Annotated in this window: 26 protein-coding genes; 11 read left to right on the top strand and 15 right to left on the bottom strand. The window is 35.6% G+C overall.

The genetic code is table 11. The features are described 5' to 3' along the window. Positions 1-117: 117 nt before the first annotated feature. From Q0Y61_RS03145 to bamA, 6 genes are all read right to left on the bottom strand, one after another. Positions 118-483, bottom strand: coding sequence for a hypothetical protein (locus Q0Y61_RS03145; protein ID WP_297811209.1), 366 nt, complete (start codon positions 481-483; stop codon positions 118-120). Beyond that, the gene (locus Q0Y61_RS03140; protein ID WP_297811206.1) at positions 450-608 is read right to left on the bottom strand and encodes a hypothetical protein; all 159 of its coding nucleotides are present in this window, start codon (positions 606-608) and stop codon (positions 450-452) included. The genes Q0Y61_RS03145 and Q0Y61_RS03140 overlap by 34 nt, the downstream gene beginning before the upstream one ends. A gap of 176 nt (positions 609-784) precedes the next feature. Then, positions 785-2569 carry an ATP-dependent DNA helicase RecG gene (recG, locus tag Q0Y61_RS03135; protein ID WP_297811205.1) on the bottom strand — a complete coding sequence of 595 codons (1785 nt, stop codon included), beginning with the start codon at positions 2567-2569 and terminating at the stop codon, positions 785-787. A 12-nt stretch (positions 2570-2581) separates the two neighbouring features. Then, positions 2582-3826 carry a pitrilysin family protein gene (locus Q0Y61_RS03130; protein WP_297811201.1) on the bottom strand — a complete coding sequence of 415 codons (1245 nt, stop codon included), beginning with the start codon at positions 3824-3826 and terminating at the stop codon, positions 2582-2584. A gap of 55 nt (positions 3827-3881) precedes the next feature. Next, positions 3882-4985 carry a dehypoxanthine futalosine cyclase gene (locus Q0Y61_RS03125; protein ID WP_297811366.1) on the bottom strand — a complete coding sequence of 368 codons (1104 nt, stop codon included), beginning with the start codon at positions 4983-4985 and terminating at the stop codon, positions 3882-3884. A gap of 44 nt (positions 4986-5029) precedes the next feature. Then, positions 5030-7288 carry an outer membrane protein assembly factor BamA gene (gene bamA, locus Q0Y61_RS03120; RefSeq protein WP_297811198.1) on the bottom strand — a complete coding sequence of 753 codons (2259 nt, stop codon included), beginning with the start codon at positions 7286-7288 and terminating at the stop codon, positions 5030-5032. A gap of 129 nt (positions 7289-7417) precedes the next feature. Here bamA and Q0Y61_RS03115 point away from each other — a divergent pair, with 129 nt between their 5' ends. From Q0Y61_RS03115 to Q0Y61_RS03090, 6 genes are all read left to right on the top strand, one after another. After that, on the top strand, positions 7418-8245 hold the full coding sequence (locus tag Q0Y61_RS03115; RefSeq protein ID WP_297811195.1) for a prephenate dehydrogenase: 828 nt from the start codon (positions 7418-7420) through the stop codon (positions 8243-8245). 176 nt (positions 8246-8421) lie between these two features. Next, complete coding sequence (locus Q0Y61_RS03110; protein WP_297811192.1) at positions 8422-10113, top strand: acetolactate synthase large subunit; 1692 nt, start codon at positions 8422-8424, stop codon at positions 10111-10113. Between the two features lie 3 nt (positions 10114-10116). Continuing rightward, positions 10117-10590: an acetolactate synthase small subunit gene (ilvN, locus tag Q0Y61_RS03105; protein ID WP_297811189.1), complete on the top strand. Its 474-nt coding sequence runs from the start codon at positions 10117-10119 to the stop codon at positions 10588-10590. Between the two features lie 8 nt (positions 10591-10598). Beyond that, on the top strand, positions 10599-11603 hold the full coding sequence (gene lpxD, locus Q0Y61_RS03100) for a UDP-3-O-(3-hydroxymyristoyl)glucosamine N-acyltransferase (protein ID WP_297811186.1): 1005 nt from the start codon (positions 10599-10601) through the stop codon (positions 11601-11603). A 76-nt stretch (positions 11604-11679) separates the two neighbouring features. Beyond that, positions 11680-12003 carry a hypothetical protein gene (locus Q0Y61_RS03095; RefSeq protein WP_297811183.1) on the top strand — a complete coding sequence of 108 codons (324 nt, stop codon included), beginning with the start codon at positions 11680-11682 and terminating at the stop codon, positions 12001-12003. Continuing rightward, positions 12003-12248 (top strand): hypothetical protein, encoded by a 246-nt coding sequence (locus Q0Y61_RS03090; RefSeq protein ID WP_297811180.1) that lies wholly within the window; start codon positions 12003-12005, stop codon positions 12246-12248. The genes Q0Y61_RS03095 and Q0Y61_RS03090 overlap by 1 nt, the downstream gene beginning before the upstream one ends. A 19-nt stretch (positions 12249-12267) precedes the next feature. Here Q0Y61_RS03090 and msrA read toward each other — a convergent pair whose 3' ends face one another. Then, entirely contained in the window at positions 12268-12768 is a 501-nt protein-coding gene (msrA, locus tag Q0Y61_RS03085; protein ID WP_297811176.1) for a peptide-methionine (S)-S-oxide reductase MsrA, read from the bottom strand. 248 nt (positions 12769-13016) lie between these two features. Between msrA and Q0Y61_RS03080 the strand changes: the two genes are divergently transcribed. The 4 genes from Q0Y61_RS03080 (at position 13017) to Q0Y61_RS03065 (ending at position 15941) form a co-directional block, all read left to right on the top strand. Then, positions 13017-13565, top strand: coding sequence for a DinB family protein (locus Q0Y61_RS03080; RefSeq protein WP_297811173.1), 549 nt, complete (start codon positions 13017-13019; stop codon positions 13563-13565). Positions 13566-13835: 270 nt separating this feature from the next. Further along, entirely contained in the window at positions 13836-14267 is a 432-nt protein-coding gene (locus tag Q0Y61_RS03075) for a multidrug efflux SMR transporter (RefSeq protein ID WP_034328470.1), read from the top strand. After that, positions 14264-14578 carry a multidrug efflux SMR transporter gene (locus tag Q0Y61_RS03070; RefSeq protein ID WP_011116292.1) on the top strand — a complete coding sequence of 105 codons (315 nt, stop codon included), beginning with the start codon at positions 14264-14266 and terminating at the stop codon, positions 14576-14578. The genes Q0Y61_RS03075 and Q0Y61_RS03070 overlap by 4 nt, the downstream gene beginning before the upstream one ends. A 196-nt stretch (positions 14579-14774) precedes the next feature. Next, positions 14775-15941 (top strand): MFS transporter, encoded by a 1167-nt coding sequence (locus tag Q0Y61_RS03065; protein ID WP_297811164.1) that lies wholly within the window; start codon positions 14775-14777, stop codon positions 15939-15941. Between the two features lie 67 nt (positions 15942-16008). Here the strand turns inward: Q0Y61_RS03065 and Q0Y61_RS03060 are convergent, their stop codons facing one another. The 5 genes from Q0Y61_RS03060 to Q0Y61_RS03040 are packed head-to-tail and all read right to left on the bottom strand — an operon-like array spanning position 16009 to position 19018. Then, positions 16009-16635, bottom strand: coding sequence for a hypothetical protein (locus Q0Y61_RS03060; protein ID WP_297811161.1), 627 nt, complete (start codon positions 16633-16635; stop codon positions 16009-16011). Beyond that, on the bottom strand, positions 16619-16930 hold the full coding sequence (locus tag Q0Y61_RS03055) for a hypothetical protein (protein WP_297811158.1): 312 nt from the start codon (positions 16928-16930) through the stop codon (positions 16619-16621). The genes Q0Y61_RS03060 and Q0Y61_RS03055 overlap by 17 nt, the downstream gene beginning before the upstream one ends. Positions 16931-16932: 2 nt before the next feature. Further along, a complete protein-coding gene (locus tag Q0Y61_RS03050) occupies positions 16933-17613 on the bottom strand; it encodes a hypothetical protein (RefSeq protein WP_297811155.1) in 681 nt (226 codons plus the stop codon). Continuing rightward, on the bottom strand, positions 17610-18329 hold the full coding sequence (locus tag Q0Y61_RS03045) for a hypothetical protein (protein WP_297811152.1): 720 nt from the start codon (positions 18327-18329) through the stop codon (positions 17610-17612). Before Q0Y61_RS03045 ends, Q0Y61_RS03050 begins: the two co-directional genes overlap by 4 nt. Further along, the gene (locus Q0Y61_RS03040; RefSeq protein ID WP_297811149.1) at positions 18329-19018 is read right to left on the bottom strand and encodes a hypothetical protein; all 690 of its coding nucleotides are present in this window, start codon (positions 19016-19018) and stop codon (positions 18329-18331) included. Before Q0Y61_RS03040 ends, Q0Y61_RS03045 begins: the two co-directional genes overlap by 1 nt. 147 nt (positions 19019-19165) lie before the next feature. Between Q0Y61_RS03040 and Q0Y61_RS03035 the strand changes: the two genes are divergently transcribed. Beyond that, complete coding sequence (locus Q0Y61_RS03035; protein ID WP_297811146.1) at positions 19166-19681, top strand: cupin domain-containing protein; 516 nt, start codon at positions 19166-19168, stop codon at positions 19679-19681. A 48-nt stretch (positions 19682-19729) separates the two neighbouring features. Here the strand turns inward: Q0Y61_RS03035 and Q0Y61_RS03030 are convergent, their stop codons facing one another. Genes Q0Y61_RS03030 through Q0Y61_RS03020 form a run of 3 tightly spaced genes read right to left on the bottom strand, consistent with a single transcriptional unit; the run spans position 19730 to position 22115 of the window. Further along, positions 19730-20743 (bottom strand): DNA adenine methylase, encoded by a 1014-nt coding sequence (locus tag Q0Y61_RS03030; RefSeq protein ID WP_297811143.1) that lies wholly within the window; start codon positions 20741-20743, stop codon positions 19730-19732. Continuing rightward, entirely contained in the window at positions 20743-21873 is a 1131-nt protein-coding gene (locus Q0Y61_RS03025) for a DUF91 domain-containing protein (protein WP_297811140.1), read from the bottom strand. The genes Q0Y61_RS03030 and Q0Y61_RS03025 overlap by 1 nt, the downstream gene beginning before the upstream one ends. Before the next feature lie 8 nt (positions 21874-21881). Next, the gene (locus Q0Y61_RS03020; protein WP_297811137.1) at positions 21882-22115 is read right to left on the bottom strand and encodes a hypothetical protein; all 234 of its coding nucleotides are present in this window, start codon (positions 22113-22115) and stop codon (positions 21882-21884) included. Positions 22116-22276 lie beyond the last annotated feature (161 nt).

The following is a 22276-nucleotide window of genomic DNA, read 5'->3' as shown; positions in this document are numbered from 1 at the left end:
CCCCCCCGCCGATGAGAGACACACAAGAAGCCCTACAAGCCAAAAAGTTTGCGGTGATTTGCTCCTTGCTCATACCTCTTTTGTGGATTCTTTCTAATTTATGCCAAGCACCTCCTTTTAATAGAGAAAAAGGAAGACGATATTTTTAAGATTTTTAAAAATACTCTCTTGTTTGAGGCGAATGTTTGGAACATGTGAATAATCCGAAATAGAAACCTTGCGAATCTTTTTAGATTTTTGCATTCTTTGCAAGATAGGCTCTTTTATATCAATGCTTCCATTACTTAGAATATCATAAGTCAAAATTTTCTTTTGGGATTCCATATAATCTAGTAATTGCGGCAAATCCTTAAACAAAAAAGGCTCTCCCCCAATCAATCTTAAGCGATTAATGCTAGAAACTTTGGAACACAACTGCTCTAAACTTTCAATGATATTTTCCAAAGTGCCTACATATTGCTCTTTTGGAGTAAAATACTGCATAAATTACAACAATGCTCACAACGCAAAGTGCATTTGGTCGTCAAGACAATCTCCACATAGGGAATATCCACGATTCCGCTCAATACGCGCTTTTGAAAATAACTTCTTAAGAAAAACTTACGCATTGAACTCGCATAAGGGTAGCTAAATAGTCTTTTGATTCCTCTTTTTCCATTTAGATAAGAATGTCTCTAATTAACATTTGGTTCAATATAGCGCGAAACAAACAAAGGGTTTTCTAATAATTGCTGATAGTTTAATTTCTCCATAACTTCTCCTAAATCATAATTATACAATATTTTTAAGGGAGTGCATTTTTTGCCTCTTTGATGATTCTCTCATCTTTGCCTAAATCCACCCAAGCAAACTGCCTACCGCTTTGCATTTCTCCACTTAGCAAATCTCCACTATTGCGATATTCCAAATCCATTTGTGCGATTTCAAAGCCATTTTGCGTTTGGGAGAATCTTGCTAGTCGCTCGGTTTGTTGTTTGGTAAATAAAAAACAATATCCCTTTAGCCCATTGCGGCTCACTCTCCCGCGTAATTGGTGCAAAGTCGCCAATCCCAACCGCTCCGCTCCCACAATGATAATTGTGCTTAAACTAGGCAATGAGATTCCTACCTCAATCACTGTGGTTGCAAGCAAAATATTGCCTTTATCTGAAAACTCTTCTAAAACTTTTTGTTTATTTTTATCTTTGCCGTGTGTGCTATATACACCTTCAAAATTTTTCTGCCAAAACTCTTCACTTTCTTTTAATGCAGTATAATTAAAATTCTCGCTCTCCTCTACCAGAGGATAAACAATAATAATTTGATGCTTGTGTTGAATTTCTACTTTAATATGCTCTAATAAATCCTTAAAATCATTCTTACCAATCACTTTTGTTGTAATGTCTTTTTTAAAAGGTAAATCCTTAATAAAACTAAAATCTAAAAAATTAGATTCTATCATCGCTTGTGTGCGTGGAATAGGGGTTGCAGAAAACTGCAAAATATGTGCGCGTTTAGAATCACATTCAAACATTTTCTCCAACGCATATCTTTGTGCTGTCCCAAAGCGATGCTGTTCATCTATCATCACAAGCGCACAATCGCTCAAGTTTTGATAAAGCAATGCGTGTGTGCCAATTAAAAAATCACTTTTTGCTAAATCTCCACTTCTATCGTTTTGCGTTAAAAGAGCAATCTTTAAATTTTTAGGTAAAAATTCCTGTGCTTGGAGAAAAAGTTGTTTTGCCAAAATAGAAGTTGGCGCCATCAATACACTGCGATAAGGATAAGCTATCATCGCACTTGCTAGAATCACCATTGTTTTACCACAGCCAACATCGCCCACAATCACGCGCCTTGTCGCTTGGGTGCTTTTGAGGGATTCTTGAATCTCTGCGATTGCCTTGCTCTGCCCTTGCGTTAATTGAAAAGGCAAAGTTTTAATCCACGATTCTATGGGATTATTCAAAAGAGCAAGACTTGGAAAAATAAGCTTTTTTAGGCACAAAAGGCGCATATATTCATAGATTTCTATAAACTTAATTGCAGCCAAAGAATCGCCAAAAAATCCGTGATTCCTTGTAAATTCTTGCACGAATGGAATCTTTGGGTGATAAATTTCTACAAGAGACTTTAAAACCCACAAAGGCACTTTGGGATAAAACTCTTGCAAGAATCCCAAAGACACACTTGCTCCAAAATCCTTTAAACTCTTTTCTTTCGCACCCTTGAAACCAAAGTTTAATACAATCTCGCCCGTGCCTTTCAAGACTTTAGGCTGAATCAAAGTATAAATCCCCATTGCGTTTTGCTGCAATTTTCCGCTAACAATCAGACAAGAATCCACCTTAAAAATGCTCTTATGATAACTTTTTGCGTTAAAAATAAGCATTTCAATCTCGCAATTAAATTTCGGGACAAAACCTAAAATATGTGCGGCTTTCAGAGACTTATAGCTTCTTACCTCTACTTCTAACACTACATTTTTTCCAACTTCCAAAGATTCGCTTAAAAAAGTGTTAAGATAACTCTTTGGCAGATGATTTAAAATAGCTTCAAAGGGAGTTCTGCCAAATTTATCAAAAATCAATCTTAACTCTAGTTAATTTTCTGCAGTTATAATGGCGAAGCTAAGCTGATTAATCTCTTGATGTGCTTTAATATAGTGATTAACTTCCTCCAAAGTCAATTTTGAAATCTCTTCTAACACTTGTTGATTAAAATCTAATGGTAAGCCATTATAATAGTTATTAAATGCCGTGCTTAATCTTTGAGCAAGTGTTTCATTGCGTAAAGGCTCACTTCCTAGCAAATACTTCTTCGCTTCTTGTAATTCTTTTTTGGTAATACCATTTTTAACAAATGCATTGACTACTTCTTGCACAAGTTTTTGCGCTTCTTTTTCATTTTTAAGACTTGTTTGCAAATATCCTTGTGCTACAGATTGTGTGCGTGTTGCACTAAGTCTCATTACTGCAGAATAAGCAAGTCCTCGTTTCACACGCACTTCCTCCATCATACGACTACCAAATCCACTTCCACCAAGCACAAAAGAAGCGACTTTTATCAGAGCGGATTCTTTTTGTAAATTCTCAACATTAAGAGGAGCGCCAAAGTAAATATAAGCTTGTTGCGTTTCCTTTATTAGATGTTTTATTTGTTTGGCATTATTAGCAATGATTGGTTTTAATGTGATAATCTTACCTTGAGGTAAGAATTTGAGTGCATTTTCTAACTCATTGGCAATTTTTTCAAACTCCATATCCCCACCTACAATTAGAGTCAAAGAGTTTAAATTGATAAATTGGTGATAGAATTTTTCTACTTCTTTTAGAGTAATTTTTGCAATGGATTCTTGTGTCCCACTTAGTGGAAACTCTAATGCGCTGCCTTTAAAAAGCATAGATTTTAATGCGCGACTTGCTTGATAGTCATAGTCACTCTCTTTCTCCAAAATTGCAACTAATGAATTTTCTTTGACTTTATCTAATGCTTTTTGTGTAAAATTTGGGCTGCTCAACAATTCTTTTAAAAATCCGATTCCGTCTTTTTGCACTACACTCATTCCACTTAATGTAAAACTTAGAGTTTCTAATCCACTTCCCGCACTTAATGAAAGAGCTTTTTCTTCTAGTTTTTTAGAAAATCTTGTAACGCCCAATTCTCGTGTCCCCTCATTCAACAAAGAACTTGTAATATCAGATAATCCTAGATTTTTGCCATTACTTACCCCACCTGCACCTTTAAAAACAAGTTGCACATAAAATAAAGGTAATTGCGAACTTTGCTCATATATTACAGGAACCTTTATGCCATTTACTTGCAAACTCTTCATTTCAATCGCCATCAAACCTCCTTCCATAATCCAAAAAGCCAAAAAAATATAAAAAAACTTTTTCAATTTAAAATTGCTCCAAAATGCTATATGCCGTATTACGTTTCGCTGGAATCTCTCCTATATCACGAATCAGTGAAATCATTTCTGCTTGATTCATAGAGTTACTAGCCCCTGCGGCTGCAACAACATTTTCCTCCATCATTGTGCTTCCTAAATCGTTTGCCCCAAAAAGCAAAGCAAGCTGTCCGATATAAGAACCTTGTGTAACCCAACTGCTTTGAATATTTTGAAAATTATCTAAAAAGATTCTGCTACACGCAAGCAACTTTAAATAGCGGTTTGAGGAGGCTTTATGTAAGTTTGGAAATTCTTTTTGCAAAGGAGTAAAAGCAGGCTGAAAACTCCATAAAATAAATGCTCTAAAGCCATTGGTTAAATCCTGCAAATCTCTGATTCTCTCCCAATGCTCCACGATGTCTTCATTGCTTTCTACACTTCCAAACATCATTGTAGCTGTGCTTTTGATTCCTAATTTATGCGCTTCTTTATGCACTTCTATCCATTCATCACTATCTAGTTTTTTAGGAGCAATAATATCTCGCACTTTATCACTTAAAATTTCTGCCCCAGCACCAGGAATAGAAGCTAATCCACATTTTTGTAAGCGAGCTAACACTTCAGAAATAGAAATTTTAGAAATCTTAGCAATATAATTAATCTCAATAGCAGAAAATCCGTGTAGAGTAATTTGAGGATATTTCCGAGCAATATGTCGAACTAAATCCTCATACCATTCTATCTTTAAATTTGGATGCACTCCCCCTTGAAAAAGAATTTGCGTCCCACCGATTTCTAATAATTCATCAATTTTTTTATCAATTTCCTCAAAAGTCAAAATATAAGTTTCATTCTCATTAATCTTTCGCTTAAAGGCGCAGAATTTACAATCCACCCAGCAAATATTTGTATAATTAATATTTCTATCTACAACAAAAGTGGTAAGATTATCAGGGTGTAATTGCTTTTTAATTTTAAAGGCGCGTTCGCCTAAATCTTTGAGTGAAGCATTTTGCATTAAATCCAAAATTTCTCCTCGGCTTACGCGTGGCAATTTAATTTTTACTAAAGTGTTTTGCTCTTGTGCATTTTTGGCAAATACTGCTTGCATTGTACTTTTCACTGACGAAATAGCGTGCGATTCTATGCTAACCATTAAAATCTCTGTCCCATTGTAAATTCAAAAGAAGAAGTATCATCACCAGGCTTGTCATCTAGTGCGCGAGGGAACAAGAAATTAATAGCACCAATAGGAGAAATCCATTCAATCCCGATACCAACTGAACTACGCTGAATATCATTAATGTTTTTTTGCCCAATCATTCCATAATCATAAAACACGAGTAAGCGCATTTGCACAGTCTCAAACATACCATAACTAAGCTCTGCAGTGTTATAGAACATTTGCTTTCCTCCAATTCTAAGTCCATTTTTATCACGCGGAGTGATGGAACGATTTTGGAATCCACGCACACTATTTACACCACCTAGATAAAATTTCTCATTAATTGGCAGATAGCCTTCGTCTTGCACATATCCAGCTCTTGCGCGGTAACGAAAAATCAAATCCACATCTGTCCAATCTTCAATGGATTGATAGAGGTTGAAACTCCCATAATATTTGATAAAGTCCGCATCTCCCCCTACTCCTGCAAATTCTGTGCTACCGCTTGCTTTTATCCCACTTTTGGGGAAAAAGTAAGCATCTGTGCTATCGTAGCTAAGTCCCGGAATAATAGCAGATTTTATATATTTATCGTCCTTATAATAATATGTGCGATAAAGTTGTTCTAGGTGGCTAGAATCAAAGTTAGAGAGCTTTGTCTCTTGATAAGTATAACCTAAAGTCAAGTCTAATTGGTCCCAGATTCTGCGCCCTCCTACAATATTAAATCCTGTCATCATTTCAGTATAATCGTAATCATCATATTCTATCTGATATACTTCAGTAGCCAAGGAATAATCACTATCCAATACTGCAGGATTATAGAGATTCACGCGGTAAGAATTAGATACTTCACTTTTATCTAAATAAACTCCAGCAGTTAAGCCTGTCCCAAAAATATTGCGGTCCTTAACAGATATGCTACCCATTAATCCATCATAGCTTCCATATCCAATACCAAAGGTGAATTCCCCCGTCTTACCCTCTTTAACATTGACTAGCAAATTTACGCGCTCTTCATCTATCCGCTCCTCTTCAATCTCCACGCTATCAAAGCCACCTGTCCGCATAATAGCGTTTTTAGAAAGAGTAATTTTACTCATCTCATACTCATCTCCGGGAGCCAATAAAACATTTCGGCGAATCACGCGGTCAAGCGTTCTATTATTCCCTGAAATCAAGACATCATTCACATAGACTTTTTTACCCGGCTGCACATAATATACGATTCTAACTTCACCATTTTCTTTATCTTTATCCAAATCCGGCGTTACTCTTGTAAAGGCATAGCCCAAATCTCCTACTGCATAACGAATCGCCTCTGAATCCTTGCGCATTGTCTCAATATTGAATTTTTTACCTTTCTTGGCTTTAATTGTATTGTATAGCTCCTCAAGACTGATAACTTCTTCTTCTAGCACAATTTCTACATCTGAAATCCTATAAAATTCTCCTTCGTTGATATAGAAGTCAAGCTCTGCCTTATAAGTTGTAAAATCTGTCTTTAAAAAAGGTGTGCTTACTTCAGCATCTAAAAAGCCTTTTTGCATATACAAATCACGGATTCTGTGTCCATCGGTTTCAATCTCATTTACACGTAATTTTCCGCTATTAAATCCCCACATCCAACCAAGAAATTCTCTTTCTTTATTCGCTGTTGCCGCCTCAATGCGTGAGACTCTTAGATTTTCTCTACCATAATAATTTGCTTTTTGAATAATGATTTCTTCTCCCTTGTTAATCTCTAATGTAACTTTTAGGGCATTTGTAGAAATCTCCTCTGTTTTCACTTCTACAATCGTGTCATAATATCCTTGCGTTTCTAATAAATCAATAATTTTTTTACGCACATTAGCAATTTTAGCTTCATCATAAACATCACCCTTTTTTAACCCAATTTCTTTATTAAGAACCTCTTGCTCTTTTCCTGCTCCATAACCACTAACAATTAAACTTGCAATCACTGGTTTTTCTACAAAATGATAGGTTAAGATTCCATTTTCTTCCATTACCCAAATATCCTTAAAATAGCCTTGTGAATAAAAATTATGGATAGAAATATCTACAAGATTAATATCTAACGGCTCATTCAAACGGACTTTAGCGATTTCATTAGCAATCAAAGGGGAAATATAGTTTAACCCATCATAACGCACTTCCTTAATGGTTGGCAAGCCTGCTGCAAGAACATTTGTCGCTAAAGCTAGCGAAATTACAGGAAGTAAAAAAGATTTAGAAACACAATACATTATCTAACTAGCCTTAAAATTTAATTTTATTCATTAAAATTTTGAGATTATACCTTTTAGTAGATTAAATAACACAACTAAAGCTAAAAAAATATATAATTTTATAAAATTACAAAAATGGACAAACTTATGCAAGCAGGAATTATTGGACTTGGACTCATTGGTGGCTCATTAGGGCTTGCGTTAAAAGAAATTGGTATGTTTAAACGCATCGTTGGCTTAGATAACAATGCGTTACATCTTCAACAAGCACTTTCTTTGGGACTCGTGGATGAGGGAGTGGAATTAGAAGAAATTAAACTTTGTGATGTCATTTTTCTTGCAACACCTGTAGAAGCGATTGTGCAGATACTGCCAAGTCTTGTTGGTGTTGCGTCTCATTGCACTATTATTGATTTAGGAAGCACGAAGCATTTAATTTCTAAAAATGTACCTTCAGAGATTCGCAAAAACTTTGTATGCGCACACCCAATGAGTGGAACAGAAGATTTTGGACCCAAAGCAGCTTTTAAAGAACTCTTGCCCCATCATATTTTGGTTCTAACCGATTTAGAACAAAGTGGGGAACTACAAGTGGCAATGGCAAAAGAAATTTTTGTTGCTTTAAAAATGAATATTATCAAAATGGATTCAAAAACTCACGATAATCACGCGGCTTTCATTAGTCATTTGCCTCACATCATTAGCTACGCTATTGCTAACACCGTGCTTTCTCAACAAACTCCAAATGATATTTTGGCTCTTGCAGGTGGGGGATTTAAAAGTATGGTCAGAATTGCTAAAAGTTCTCCAAGAATGTGGTGTGATATTTCCAAACAGAACCGCAAAGAAATTTTAAACTCCCTTGATATTTTTCAACAAGAAATGAATCACGCTCAAACATTGATTCAAAAAGAACAATGGGAAGAACTTGAACAATGGATGGCAAAAGCTAATTCTCTACACAAAATCTTTTAATAAATCAAGTATTTGGATTCTTAAATAAATCCAAATTATTCTTTAAAAACCTAATAAAGCGGGCAATAACCATATACCGCTCATCACCATTAACCTCATCTAATACTCTTTCACACTCTTTTTAAAATGTTTTTATTTTTTTTTAGATAAACTAACAAAAATAACTAGGGATTTTTATGCAATTAAATGGTTCTGAAATGGTAATTCACGCTCTTAAAAACGAAGGGGTGAAAGTTGTTTTTGGTTATCCAGGTGGAGCAGCTTTAAATATTTATGATGAAATTTATAAGCAAAAATTTTTTAAGCATATTTTAACACGTCATGAACAAGCCGCTGTGCATGCGGCTGATGGTTACGCAAGAGCAAGCGGTGAAGTGGGTGTTGCCATTGTAACAAGTGGTCCGGGCTTTACAAACACCGTAACGGGCATTGCCACAGCGTATGCGGATTCTGTGCCTTTGGTTATTATTAGTGCACAGGTGCCAACAAGTCTTATTGGGACAGATGCATTTCAAGAAATTGATGCGGTAGGCATTTCGCGTCCTTGCACAAAACATAATTATCTTGTTAAAAACATTGAAGAACTTCCACGAATCTTAAAAGAAGCATTTTATATCGCAAGTAGTGGGCGTCCCGGTCCTGTGCATATTGATATTCCAAAAGATGTTACTGCAACGATTGGTGAATTTAACTATCCAAATAATATCAAACTACAAACCTACAAACCGACTTACAAAGGCAATCCACGACAGATTAAAAAAGTCGCTTCTGCTATTAAAGAATCCAAAAAGCCCCTCTTATACTTAGGCGGTGGGTGCATTACATCAAAATCTGCAGAATTAGTCCGCGAACTCTGTGAGATTACTCACATTCCTGCTGTTAATACCTTTATGGCTTGTGGAATCTTAAGCACAAACAACCCAGACTCCTTAGGTATGGTTGGAATGCACGGAAGTTATGTTGCTAATATGGCAATGAGTGAAGCAGACCTCATCATTGCTCTTGGAGCACGCTTTGACGACAGAGTAACAGGCAAATTAAGTGAGTTTGGTAAATATGCACAAATCATTCATATAGATATTGATCCAAGTAGCATTAGTAAAATCGTAGAAGCAAATTTCCCAATCGTAGGTGATATAAGTAGTGTATTAAAAGAACTTTTGCCCCTTTTGCGTGAAGACTACACAACACAAAACATTCTAGCTTGGCGTGAGCATCTGACACAATACAACAAATTACATCCTCTAAGTTATCAAGATTCTACTTCGCAGCTTAAACCTCAATGGGTTATTGAAAAACTTGGCAACATCGTAGGTAAAAATGCTTTAATCAGCACGGATGTTGGACAACATCAAATGTGGGCAGCACAATTTTATCCCTTTAGTTTTCCACGTCAATTTGTAAGCAGTGGAGGTTTAGGCACAATGGGGTTTGGTTTGCCTGCTGCTATGGGAGCAAAATGTGCATTACCCGAAAAGATTTCCATTAATATCAGTGGTGATGGCTCTATCTTAATGAATATCCAAGAACTAATGACTTGTGCAGTTTATGGAATCCCAGTCATTAATATTATCTTAAATAACAATTACTTGGGTATGGTTCGTCAGTGGCAAACATTTTTCTACGATAAACACTACTCAGAAACAGATTTAGAAAAACAACCAGACTTTGTAAAATTAGTAGAATCTTTTGGCGGCTTAGGCTATGTTTGTCGGACAAAAGAAGAATTTATTAGTGCCTTGAATGCTGCAATCAATTCTCAAAAACCTGCACTTTTAGACGTCCGTATTGATAGAATGGAAAATGTTTTGCCAATGGTTCCAACTGGTGGTGCACTATTTAATATGATGTTGGATTATAAGGAGTAAGTGATGGAAATTAGACGCACAATTGCAGTTACCGTTTTGAATGAACACGGCGTATTATCTCGCATTAGTGGATTATTTTCGGGCAGAGGATATAATATAGAATCCCTAACGGTTGCTCCAATCTTAGATACTAACCTCTCACGGATTACAATTGCAACAAAGGGTGACAATAAAGTGCTAGAACAAATTATCAAGCAATTACATAAGCTTATTCCCGTTCTTAAAGTATTGGAGAATGAACAAATGATTGAACAAGAATCCTTGTTGGTAAAATTTGGATTAGAAAGCAATCTAAGCGAAATCAATACAATTTTTAATGCTTTTAATGGAAAACCTTTGGAAGTCAATGATAAATGTGCAATATTCGTTGCTTGCGATACACACGCACGCATTAATACGCTTTTAAATGCCCTTAAGATTCATAAGCCAAAAGATATTACTCGTAGCGGAATTTTTGCTATTGAAGCAAATAATTAAGGTATAGTATGGAGCTTAAAAACATTATTGAAATCCTCAATAAAAATGAGGTATTAGAATGTGTAATGCAGCACAATGGAAAAGAATGGACGAAACATTCTAGCCTCTTTGATTCCATTATTATTCATAATTTAGAATCTCCACAAGACGCCACAAGTGATTCCATTACCTTTTTAGAAAAAGAACAATATTTTGAACAAATTTCACAAACTAAGGCTAAAGCTATTTTGGTACGTAAAGCACATTTGCATACAATTCCAACTTCAACCTTTGCCCTTATTTGTGAAAACCCCTATCTTGCAATGGCATATCTGACAGAATATTTTGCTAAACCTCTTTTTGATTCCAAAGAATTACCAACGATTGAAAAGTCTGCAAAAATTGCTCCCAATGCAACGATTGGAAATGGTAGTAATATTGGTGCAAATTGCACCATTATGTCTAGCGTAACGATTGGTGAGAATGTTAAAATTGGCGCAAACTGTGTCTTATTTCCTGGCGTGTGTGTTTATAACGATTGTGAAGTGGGCGATAATGTCAGAATCCACGCAAATAGTGTTATTGGTAGCGATGGATTCGGCTATGCACACACAAAAGAGGGCAAACACATCAAAATTTATCACAATGGAAAAGTCGTACTTGAAAATGACGTGGAAGTGGGCGCGAATACAACGATTGACCGCGCAGTCTTTGGACAAACACGCATTCAACAAGGAACAAAAATAGACAATCTAGTGCAAATTGGGCATAATTGTAACATCGGCGAGCATTCTATCATCGTCTCACAAGCTGGAATCTCTGGTTCTACGACAACAGGGAGAAATGTCGTACTAGGGGGACAGAGTGGTAGTGCAGGACATCTGCATATTGGTGATTTTACGCAAGTAGGTGCAAGAGGTGCAATTAGCAAGAGCTTACCTGCATTTGGGAAATTTTCAGGACATCCACTTTTACCAATTCAAGATTGGTTAAAACTCCAAGCTTTACTTAAAAAAATGCTGAAAAAGAATTAATTATAGCAATTTAAGCGTATTTTTAATTATTATAAACTATCCTTAGAACATTCTAAGTCAATTTTTGGAGGATAAGATGAAAGAAATGGCTGTCTATAAAACAATGCCTTTAAAAGAAAGCGAAGGCGGAAAAATTAATTTTGCTATTATTGAACAACCTTATGGAGAGGGTAGCAAAGCAGTTGTTAGCATTTGTGTGACATTAGGAGAAAGCAAAGAAAGCTGGAAAGTTCATATTCCATTAACCCAAATTAAAGAAGTTCGCCAAGCTTTAAAAGAAGCAAAGAAAGCGTGTAAAAAATGCAAAAAAGAGAAAGCAAAAAACAAAGAAGTTAAAAAAACAAAATCAACCAAACAAAATCAACCAAAAGAAGTAAAGACTACCAAAAAGCAACCATAATGAAACAAAAAATTAAAAGAATCTCTTACACGATTCCCCTACGGGGAGATTTAGTAAAAAATGGTAACATTATTGTCGCATCTTTTGATATTCCCAACAAAAAAGATAAAAAATATCAAGCAGTTTCTATCGTGGTAGAGTTAAAAGATGAGGGAGCAGAAAACTCCCCGACACAATGGAAAGTTGTTATTCCTAGGAAACAAGTCAAAGAACTCCGTAAAGCCCTTAAAAAAGTATGTAAATAATTTCTACACAATATTCCATTTAACCCATAAGTGGGCGCAAGGCAGCATTCAAATCAATATGACAATAGCCATGTGGGTTTTTTACAAGATATTTTTGATGATAGGATTCTGCTAGATAAAAATTTTCTAATATTCCAATTTCTGTAACAATTTTCCTAGATAACCTTGCCTGATAAGATTCTACAAACTTATGAATTACATCTAACATTTTAGAATCTTGAGTATAAATTCCACTTCGGTATTGTGTGCCAATGTCATTACCTTGATAATTAAGTGCAAAGGGGTCAATAATACTAAAAAAACGTGTCAACACCTCCTCTAAGTTTAATATTGTCTCTTCAAATGTAAGCTTCAATGTCTCTACTGCATTGGTTATCCCGCTACAAACCTGTTCATAAGTTGGGGATTCTATTTTGGAGTTTGCATAGCCAACCTGCGATTCCATTACACCCTTAAGTCTATCAAAATAACCTTGCACTCCCCAGAAACAACCACCCGCCAAATAAATCGTTTGCTGCATTAACTTCCTCATTAATGAATTTTTATTCTTATAATACTGACTTAATGATGATTAATATAAGCTGAAAGAAGAAAATTAACTTTTATTAACTTCTTTTGCTGCTAAATGTAAAGTTTCACAGCAATACGCATTTAAACATTTCTATCCGCACTCCTAGTGGAGAAATTAAAATGCGCCAAAGAATAAGCCTCATTGAATTATAGATTCTAATGATATAATGGCACAGATTTTATGCAAAAGGAAATAGAATGAAAGAGACTTTATTGCTTCAGGCGCAATACAATCAACTTGCCAATGAAAATATGTTTGCGACTTTTAAGAAATGCTCAAAGGAAGAGTTGTATAAGGATTGTGGGTTGTATTTTGGGAGTGTGATGCAAACAGCAGAGCATATTCTTTGCGAAGATATAGAGCTTGTTTTGGGGAGGTTTAGTGCCTTTGCTTCCAAACCCTTAGAGGGTGTGGAGGAGATTTTGCAAACTCTTAACCTAGAAGAGGGTAAGTTACAAAGTGCGATTTATGAGGGTATGCACAGGCTAAAAAGCGCATTCTATGAGGATATGGGTGCATTTGAAGCGTTGCGTGCCAAAGTGGATAGCAAAATCATAGAATTAATAGAATCTATAGAGGATTTCAAAAGTCTTGAAACATTTGCCTTTCCGGGTGTGGAATTTAAAAAATCTCGTGGATTTTTTATCCTCGCACTTTTAAACCACGCCACACATCATCGCGGACAAATTGCCGCCGCGCTAGATATACTCAAAATTGAAAATGACTTTAATGGAATGTTTGGGTAGATAAAGATAAGTTTCTTAAACTTTTTTTGCAAACCATTAAATATACAAGTGTTGTGCGGGGCAGTGCAAGAGAGATATAGCTTTTATGCTATAATGCCACAAATTTAAGATTCTTAAAATGGAGGGATAAGCAATGATATGGGATTGCGGTTATGGGTTTTTCTCGTGGTTTCTTTTAGTCTATATTTTTGCTACTTCCTCGCTTTAACCCCTTTATGGGCTTTGGCTTTTTGAACCCATAAAATGTATAAAATAAAACAAAGGAAACAAATGAAAAATATCAAACTTACCCACAATCTCGCGTGGGGATTGGTGCTTTTTGGTGGCATTGTAGAATGCTTTTGGGCGAGTGGGTTAAAATATTCCGATAATCTCTTTTTTTACACACTCACAGGAATTGGGATTCTCATATCCTCTGTAAGTATGATTCTAGCGATAAAAGTCTTAGAGATTGGTATTGCTTATAGCGTGTTTGTGGGCATTGGCACAGCGGGCATTACACTTGCTGAAATCTTTATCTTTGGTGAGCCTTTCTCACCTCTTAAAATCCTCTTTATCGCGACCTTACTTCTTGGCGTGGTGGGGCTAAAGCTTTCAGCAGATAAGACAGAGGAATCTCAAGGAGAAAAACTCGCAGAAACGCTCTCACACGATTTGGGAATTGATGAAATCGTGCAAGATTCTATCAAGGAGGCAAAATGAGTTGGGTGTATCTCATAATGGCTGGTTGTATGGAAATCATAGGCGTAATTACGATGAAAAAATACTCCCTAAGTGGGCGAAAAATCTTTTTACTCGGGCTTTTGGTGCAGTTTATGCTAAGCTTTGCTCTGCTATCAATGGCTATGCAGGGCATTGCGATGGCGACAGCCTATGCGATATGGACAGGCATTGGCGCAGCTGGAGGCGTGCTTGTGGGCGTGGTGTTTTTTAAAGAAAGTAAAAGTGCAAAAAAACTCTTTTTCATCGCACTTATTATTATCTCTGTCGTGGGATTAAAGGCACTATCATAAATTTTAGTTAGCTTGGAATCTTTAGCTTCGCTTGGGGCTAAAGAGCTACGAGGTTTATATTTACTTGGCTTTTAGCTAGATTAGTAGCGCAAGATTTGCTTCATAATTTTAATATATTTTTTCTCCAACCCCTTGACAAATACCAAGTATCAGGCTTTATAATGTCAATTTTATTATTTCAAACAAAGGAATCTAAATGATAAAAACAAATCCTCTTTTACTTCCTACGCTAATGCTTGGTGTATTTGCGCTTTTGAGTATGGAGCTTGGAATGATGGGTGTGCTGCCTATCGTGGCGGAAGTCTATAATGTGAGTGTCGCAGACGCGGGGTGGGTTGTGAGTATTTTTGCACTCATTGTTGCGCTTGTCGCACCGATTTTACCCCCGCTTTTGACGAAGTATGACGCGAAAAAAGTTTTGCTATTTTGCCTGCTTGTCTTTAGCGTTAGCTCGTTTTTGGCAGCCTTTTGCACAAATTTTATTGTGTTGCTTATCTTGCGTGCAATTCCAGCGTTTTTTCACCCTATCTTTTGCGCCTTTGCCTTTAGTATGGCAGCGGATTCTGTCCCACACAACGAATCCCCAAAGGCAATCGCAAAGATTTTTATCGCTGTCTCTGCGGGTATGACGCTTGGGGTGCCGCTTACTAGCTTTATCGCAAGCAATACAAGCCTTGAAATGTCTTTTATCTTTTTTGGTGCGCTTAACGCTCTAAGCCTCCTTACCACACTTTTATTTATCCCAAATCAAAAGCAGGAGCAAAAAGCTCCACAAAACGAGCAATTCAAGGTATTATCAAAGCCCATAGTGTGGGTTTCTGTCATTGTTGTAATGCTCCTAAATGGCGCAATGTTCGGCTTTTATAGCTATATGAGTGAGTTTTTGCTCAATTTCACGCAGGTTTCTTTTAATCTCATCAGCACACTTTTGCTTATCTATGGGCTAAGCAATGTCATCGGTAATTTCATTGCGGGTAAAAGCCTTGTGAGTGCGCCCAATGCGACTTTAAGAATCGTGCCTTTAAGCCTCATTGTGTTATATAACGCACTCTTTTTTGGTGGTGGCAATGTTTGGGGCGCGAGTGTGATTCTCATCATTCTTGGCATCTTTGCGGGGATTGGTAATAATATGGCACAATTTGTCGTAACCTCGCCTATCCCAGAGGCAAAGGAACTCGCAAATGGACTTTTCATCAGTGCTGCAAATATCGGTATCACGCTTGGCACTTCGCTTTGTGGGCTGTTTATCTCACTCAATGGCTCACGCTTTGCAGTTTTAGCGGCAGTGTGCTTGGTGGTTTTAAGCATTATATTTTTAATGCTTAGAGGGCAGATTCTCATAAAAAGCAAGGAGACAAAGTGAAAGACAAGGATAAAAAGAAATAAAAAGTTTTTGAGGAGAGGAGATTCTAAGCAAGATGAAATCTTTGCTACACAGAAGTTATTTTTGGCTTGCTTGCATTGTAGGTAAGTCGTGCTTCTTTTTGAGATTCAACTCCTCTTTCAAAAGCAGTATCACGCATTGCTTTATAGCTTGCTTTGAATGTGCCATTTTCTCTATCAAATATATCTTGCAGACTTAAGCAAGTATGATAATAGACAAAGGTTTGCCACTCATTATTATCTCTCTTATAGCCACTATATGCGAGTAAATCGCGCAAACTCTGCTCACTGAAATCCTTGCAAGTCAAATCCTCACAGAGATTTTTCATAAAATCTTTATTTCTAAAGGGCTTGTAGTAGTCTTGCTCGTTTGCCTCAAAAAATGCCTTTGCCTTTTCTAGGTTGGTTTGAATGGTTTCTGCAAGCTCCTGTATTTTCTCTGAAATCAATTCTAATGCGCTTTTACCCCATTTTGAGGTTGCAAAAAGAGCAGCAATAAAGGCAATGAGTGCTGCAATGATGAGGGCAAGCCACCAAGTTGAGATAAAAAATCCTACAAGTATTGTAATTATTAAAGTAAAAAGGCTGAAAGTTGTTGCAGCAATACCTCTATACCAATCTTTAGTTCCCTGATTATAGGTAAAAACAATAGATACATCAAAAACAAAATACATATTGCAAAGGACCTACTTTTGGGGCTATATATCCTAGTTTCGTAAGCCTATTAATGCCTTCACCAATAGAGGATAGAATTGCGCTAATAGTCGCCATACCAATATCCGAGCCATTGCCCTCAAAAGATAAGTTTTGTAAAGTGATTTTTATTATGTTTTTAATTTTAGATATAAGAATATATTTATCGGAATAGATTAATTCATCTTGTTCGCGTTCATATTTATCAAGTTCATTGATATAGTGTGGTATATTATTTGGATTTAAAGGTGGAAAATATTCCCAATTACCATTCATTTTTACCCCTTTTGGATATTTTTAATTCTATCATTCACATTATATATTTCTGCCTTGCCTTGTTTCTTTAGGGCTTCTTGCGTTTTTTCGCGCAAGATTCTAATGATTTCTTGTTCATACTGCATTCCCACATATTCTAAAAAGGGTATTGTATGTGAGTGCTTAAAATCAAAGAATTTATAATTTTTGCTTATATCATCACAAACTCTTACTGCCCAAAAAATCTTTCCACCAAAATAACTATGAAATGAAAAATTCCCATAAGCATAAAATTTGTATTGATAATATGGAAAAAAGAGGGGAGCATATTTGATATATACACCTTTGTGTGTTAAGGTGATAGAATGATAAGGACATAAGAAAAGGATATTAATACAAGCACAAATAAAAAGAAAGAGTAAAAGACAAGGAATGATATAAATAATAAAACACAAACAAGCAAGAATAATATAGTCTAATATCTCAATATTTTGTAGCATTATTAAATTAGAGGTTATAAAGTTGAGTGTAGATTCTATTTGGTATTGCAACATCAAAAGAGCAAACAAACAACCGACCCAAAAAACTAATTTTATCATTAATCTCTCTACACGATAAAACCACCCCTTTGGAAAACTATACTTAAACTCATAAATGATTTCATCTTTATGTGGTTGTGGTGATTTATTCCAATTGCCATTCATTTTTGCTCCTCCTCTTGCAAGCCTCTTCTTTTTTTTATAGGTTTAATTTTCTCACGCAAATCATATTGATTTGCTTTGCCTTGTCTTTGTAAGGCTTCTTGTGTTTTTTCTCTTAGGATTTCAAGGAGCTTTTTCATATCTTGCTCATCATTATCAACTATCACATAAACTTTAGATTCTTTGTTTGAAAGATTATGAAAGTAGTGGCGATATTGTGTATTTATATCATTTATTCTTATTACCCACGAACCCGTATAGATAGCACTTGATACCCAATTTACATAAAACCCAAATTCCCCATATTTATAGAATCTATGCTGATACCATAGCTTTAAAAAACCACTAGAGCGTATATACATTCCCTCATTAGTAAGCCAAATAGCATTTCTTTGACGAAAAAAGAGCCCATTAAAGCTCCATAAAACCAATAAAAAAGGTGCAGGAAAGCAAATACTATATAACCCCAAAACAAGCCAATTTTCTAAGCTCAAATATGTAGGATAACTAAAGATTAGAATCATCGTATCATAGATTGCACTATAATTATAAAGCCTTGTTAAAATCAAAAGTGAGACATAAAACACAATGATTGTCGCTACTCTATCTACTATCCGCTCAAAACGATTAAATTTTCCCTTTGGAAAACTATACTTAAACTCATAAATGATTTCATCTTTGTGTGGTTGTTGAGGCATTTGCTTAGAATCTGTTTGCATTACCACTCCTTTATATCTATATCTTTAATTTTTTCTTTAAGGTTATATTTTTCTGCTTTGCCTTGTCTTTGTAAGGCTTCTTGCGTTTTTTCTCTTAGGATTTGCAAGAATTCTTCAATATCATTTTCGCCATTGATTGCAAAAACAAAAAACTTTGAGTGTTTAAAATCAAATAATTTATACTCTTTATCTATATCATCACAAATTTTTATCGCCAAAGAGGATTGAGAGAAACCAAGCCCCCAAATATTCTGCGTCATTAACGAAAATGTCCCATACGGATAGAATTGTTTTGTTTTCCATAATAAAATCCCACGTGTAGCATTGATGTAAATACCATCAGAAGTAAGGATAAAAGTATTGTGGGGTTGTAAAATAAAAGTGTGCAGACTAAAGACTATCATAGTGATTAGAGGGAGTTGCAAGACAAAAAATACAAGCAATAATACAAATAGTCCAAGCAATGTTTGCATATTGAAATGTGATGCAAAAATAGGCTTTATCGTTGGATAAAAAATGCCATCATAAAAAGCACACAAAAACAATAAAGATGCCAATAAAACAATAAGCCAATTAATCCTGTCTATGATTCGCTCTACCCTATCTCCCCACCCCTTAGGAAAACTATACTTAAACTCATAAATGATTTCATCTTTGTGTGGTTGTGGTGATTTATTCCAAGCCGACATTGCACCCCTTGTTTCCTCTGCGATTATCAATCCTTATGCTGTGATTATAACAAAATCTTTTATGATAAATTTTAATATTCCCCTTGACAAACACTAGGTGTCAGGCTTTATAATTTCAAATGTATTTTAAAATCATAAGGAGAAAAAATGCAAAAACTCATTGCTATTGCTTTGGTTACAGCTTTAGGTTGCGTGAATATCGCTTATACAAAGGAGGCAAAAATGCAAAAAACACAAGAAGTGGTTAAAAGTGGCAGTCTTGGAGGATTTAAAGGAGATTCTAAAATCTTTAGCGGTGAAGTGAGTGTCAAAACACTTTTTAAAAGCGGAGATTATCGCCCTTATGGAGGTGGGGAGGTTACCTTTAGCCCAAAGGCTAGGACAGCGTGGCACACTCACCCCGCAGGACAGACGCTTATAGTTACACAAGGCACGATTTATACGGGCACAAAAGCAGGTATTACACAAATCGCAAAGGTTGGTGATGTGGTGCTTTGTCCGCCTGATGTAGAGCATTGGCACGGAGCAGGCTTGAAAGAAAAGGGCGTGCATATCGCCCTTACGCACGAGAAAAATGGCAAGAATGTTACTTGGCTAGAGCTTTTAAGCGATACAGAATATGAGGGCTATATCAAGGAGGCAGAGGGCAAGGCGAAGAAGTAGGTTCTATAAGGCTTTTGTGCTGCTTTAAAGGCGAATCTAAAGCACTCTTTACTTCCTCAAAATATGCAAATATTCTAAAGTGCAATCTTGCTTTTGGATTCGTTTAGAATCCGCTTTGAAGCGCTGGTGTTTTTGTGTAGCAAAAGAGTATTTGCCATATTTTTCAAAAATAGCTTGAATTTGCTCTAAACTAAGCAATCCCTCATCATTATAGCTTAGAAAAATCCACTCAAAACGAGCATTTTTGATGAGGTTTTCTAGCTCGTCTGCAACTTTTGCTTTTCTGCACCAAGGCGATTTTGCATATTCTCTTAATCCTGTCTTGCCCTTTGGGATAAAGTCATCATATAAGGCAATCGTGTTTAAAAGATGATAATTCGCGCCATACTCTCGTGCATTATAAGGTGGGTCAAGATAAAGAATATCACCCTTTATCTTAGTAATAAGTGTATTTGCGTCCTCATTAAATACCAAATGTTCATTTTCATTGCATTCAAACTCTGCAGGATTTAGAATAAAACCTTTGAGCGCACTTTTCTTAAGGTGCTTTAAAAACGCTCCATACACTGAAGCAGTGTTTGCAACCTTATCGGCGGATTCTAAAAGGGAGGCAAGGAGAAAATAATATTCTTTGTCTTCAATTAACTTTTCTTTTTTCCATTGCGCAATCTTAGAACGCACAGCATCAATTTTTTGTGCATTTTCATCACTAAAATACTGCCTCCCACTCCCAGAGCCAAGCGCATAATGAGTGTAGATTTTACCCTTTTGTGGTGGCGTTTGAGCTGTGTCATTAAGAATACCAAGTAGCTCATTAACACGCACTAATTTTTGATGATTGCCGATATAATTTTGCGCCAAAACAAAGCTATAATATTCCCTATCATTGCTAATAATTTGCTTGACTTGTGTTTTAAAAAGCCTCCCCACCGCCGCAGTTCCAGCAAACATATCACAAAAGATAGAATCTTTAAGGGGCTTTTTGTGGGCTTTTTGCAGTGTAGATTCTATGCTCGTTTGCAAAAAGTCGAAAAGTTTAAATTTAGAGCCAATGTAGTTCATCAAAATATCCGATTAAATGTTATGGAACAATTTTGAATTTTAAATTCTATATATATTAGGGGTAAAATATTATTTTTCTCATTGAACATTTGTGCTTGTTGATAAAAGTCTTGATAACAAGCAGAATCTTTATTGGCAGTTTCTCTACAAATTATCATCGGTTGAATATCTGATGGACGATTTGGAATATAATATTGTTCCAACCAATCAATATATCGTTGAATTTGTCTTAAAATTTCAGCATAAACACATGTAGATTTTAATTCTATGGGAATAATTTTTCTTGGATTTTCAGCAAGAGATAGCATAATATCAATGCGTTGCATTCCAACGCCACAGCTAACTTCATTACCCAACCATTCAATCGGCTGATTTTCCAAAATTCCAAATAATTTAGTTTCATAAATAGATTGTAAAATGTAGGCTTGTAAATGTGCCTCGAATTGATTATTTCTTGAATATTTATAAATTAATCTCGGTAAAATATTTAATTTCTCTTGTCTGCCCTTGTAAATATGATGAGTGGAAATAGAGACAATTTCTTGATTTTTTAAATCAAAACTAAAATGAATTCCATTGATATTTTGCTTTAAATTTTTATCTCTAATTAGTGCAATAAGCCTTTCGCTTTCATAAATAGTAATCATTGTGTTGCCGCGATTGCCCTTTAGTTTCCGATAAATGAGACTCCACAACATTTGATTGGGGGATTGTATTGTTTTAATCTCATCTAATGCTTCCCATTCAGTAACACCTTTGCTATAAACCTTTTCAGGTTCAATCAAACATCTAAAAGTAAGGGATTTGTTAAGTTCTTGCTTAAGATACTGTTGCTCATCATTATTATCAAAGAAAAATTTGTTCTTTACTTTAAATACACCAAAAAACTTTCCCTCCCCAATGCCAAATTGAAAATTTTGTTGCAAATAAAAAATAATTAAATCTCCAATTTGAACCCTTGAAAAATCTGCAACCATACCTAGAATAGTATTTTCAGTTTGTGTTGCAAGTTGTGTTATTGGATTATGATTAAAATCAACAACAGCTTCTTTCATACCTGTGCCAACAAACATAAATTCCAAGTGATATTTAAAAGTTATAGCATCCACAATAAAAACATGGGTTGTCATATCTGTCCTTAAGGTTTTAGTCTTCTATGTGTGGTTTTTCTTTTGCATTTTTTACACCACATTTCCACTCCATACTTATATGTCCTTGTTGCATTATCTAAAGCATTATCAAATTCACACCCCTCTTCTGCAAGGTCTCTAATGATTGCAGCGTGCTGACTTGACTTACCTAAATCACAGACAGCACAATGCCATTTATTATCACTTAGGATTTCTTTCATTTCATTCTTTTTAGTAGCCATTATAAATCCTTGTTGATACAAAATATAATTTCAAGGAGTAATTAAAATCATTCAAAAATTATAGCACAACAAAATGAAGCAGAGTTTTCTAAATTTTTCTAAAATTCCCTTGACAAACACTAGGTATCAGGCTTTATAATTTCAAAGTTGGTTTTATTTTA

The sequence above is a fragment of the uncultured Helicobacter sp. genome (genome assembly GCF_947367035.1).
In the GTDB taxonomy this organism is placed as follows: Bacteria; Campylobacterota; Campylobacteria; order Campylobacterales; family Helicobacteraceae; genus Helicobacter_D.
This window is presented reverse-complemented; position numbering and strand designations above follow the sequence as displayed.

Bases quoted from the DNA above. Each gene is read 5' to 3' on its own strand.
- Q0Y61_RS03145 (WP_297811209.1), bottom strand. From the start codon at position 483: ATGCAGTATTTTACTCCAAAAGAGCAATATGTAGGCACTTTGGAAAAT.
- Q0Y61_RS03140 (WP_297811206.1), bottom strand. From the start codon at position 608: ATGCGTAAGTTTTTCTTAAGAAGTTATTTTCAAAAGCGCGTATTGAGC.
- Q0Y61_RS03130 (WP_297811201.1), bottom strand. From the start codon at position 3,826: ATGGCGATTGAAATGAAGAGTTTGCAAGTAAATGGCATAAAGGTTCCT.
- Q0Y61_RS03125 (WP_297811366.1), bottom strand. From the start codon at position 4,985: ATGCAAGCAGTATTTGCCAAAAATGCACAAGAGCAAAACACTTTAGTA.
- bamA (WP_297811198.1), bottom strand. From the start codon at position 7,288: ATGTATTGTGTTTCTAAATCTTTTTTACTTCCTGTAATTTCGCTAGCT.
- Q0Y61_RS03115 (WP_297811195.1), top strand. From the start codon at position 7,418: ATGCAAGCAGGAATTATTGGACTTGGACTCATTGGTGGCTCATTAGGG.
- Q0Y61_RS03110 (WP_297811192.1), top strand. From the start codon at position 8,422: ATGCAATTAAATGGTTCTGAAATGGTAATTCACGCTCTTAAAAACGAA.
- ilvN (WP_297811189.1), top strand. From the start codon at position 10,117: ATGGAAATTAGACGCACAATTGCAGTTACCGTTTTGAATGAACACGGC.
- lpxD (WP_297811186.1), top strand. From the start codon at position 10,599: ATGGAGCTTAAAAACATTATTGAAATCCTCAATAAAAATGAGGTATTA.
- Q0Y61_RS03095 (WP_297811183.1), top strand. From the start codon at position 11,680: ATGAAAGAAATGGCTGTCTATAAAACAATGCCTTTAAAAGAAAGCGAA.
- Q0Y61_RS03090 (WP_297811180.1), top strand. From the start codon at position 12,003: ATGAAACAAAAAATTAAAAGAATCTCTTACACGATTCCCCTACGGGGA.
- msrA (WP_297811176.1), bottom strand. From the start codon at position 12,768: ATGCAGCAAACGATTTATTTGGCGGGTGGTTGTTTCTGGGGAGTGCAA.
- Q0Y61_RS03080 (WP_297811173.1), top strand. From the start codon at position 13,017: ATGAAAGAGACTTTATTGCTTCAGGCGCAATACAATCAACTTGCCAAT.
- Q0Y61_RS03075 (WP_034328470.1), top strand. From the start codon at position 13,836: ATGAAAAATATCAAACTTACCCACAATCTCGCGTGGGGATTGGTGCTT.
- Q0Y61_RS03070 (WP_011116292.1), top strand. From the start codon at position 14,264: ATGAGTTGGGTGTATCTCATAATGGCTGGTTGTATGGAAATCATAGGC.
- Q0Y61_RS03065 (WP_297811164.1), top strand. From the start codon at position 14,775: ATGATAAAAACAAATCCTCTTTTACTTCCTACGCTAATGCTTGGTGTA.
- Q0Y61_RS03060 (WP_297811161.1), bottom strand. From the start codon at position 16,635: ATGTATTTTGTTTTTGATGTATCTATTGTTTTTACCTATAATCAGGGA.
- Q0Y61_RS03055 (WP_297811158.1), bottom strand. From the start codon at position 16,930: ATGAATGGTAATTGGGAATATTTTCCACCTTTAAATCCAAATAATATA.
- Q0Y61_RS03050 (WP_297811155.1), bottom strand. From the start codon at position 17,613: ATGAATGGCAATTGGAATAAATCACCACAACCACATAAAGATGAAATC.
- Q0Y61_RS03045 (WP_297811152.1), bottom strand. From the start codon at position 18,329: ATGCAAACAGATTCTAAGCAAATGCCTCAACAACCACACAAAGATGAA.
- Q0Y61_RS03040 (WP_297811149.1), bottom strand. From the start codon at position 19,018: ATGTCGGCTTGGAATAAATCACCACAACCACACAAAGATGAAATCATT.
- Q0Y61_RS03035 (WP_297811146.1), top strand. From the start codon at position 19,166: ATGCAAAAACTCATTGCTATTGCTTTGGTTACAGCTTTAGGTTGCGTG.
- Q0Y61_RS03030 (WP_297811143.1), bottom strand. From the start codon at position 20,743: ATGAACTACATTGGCTCTAAATTTAAACTTTTCGACTTTTTGCAAACG.
- Q0Y61_RS03025 (WP_297811140.1), bottom strand. From the start codon at position 21,873: ATGACAACCCATGTTTTTATTGTGGATGCTATAACTTTTAAATATCAC.
- Q0Y61_RS03020 (WP_297811137.1), bottom strand. From the start codon at position 22,115: ATGGCTACTAAAAAGAATGAAATGAAAGAAATCCTAAGTGATAATAAA.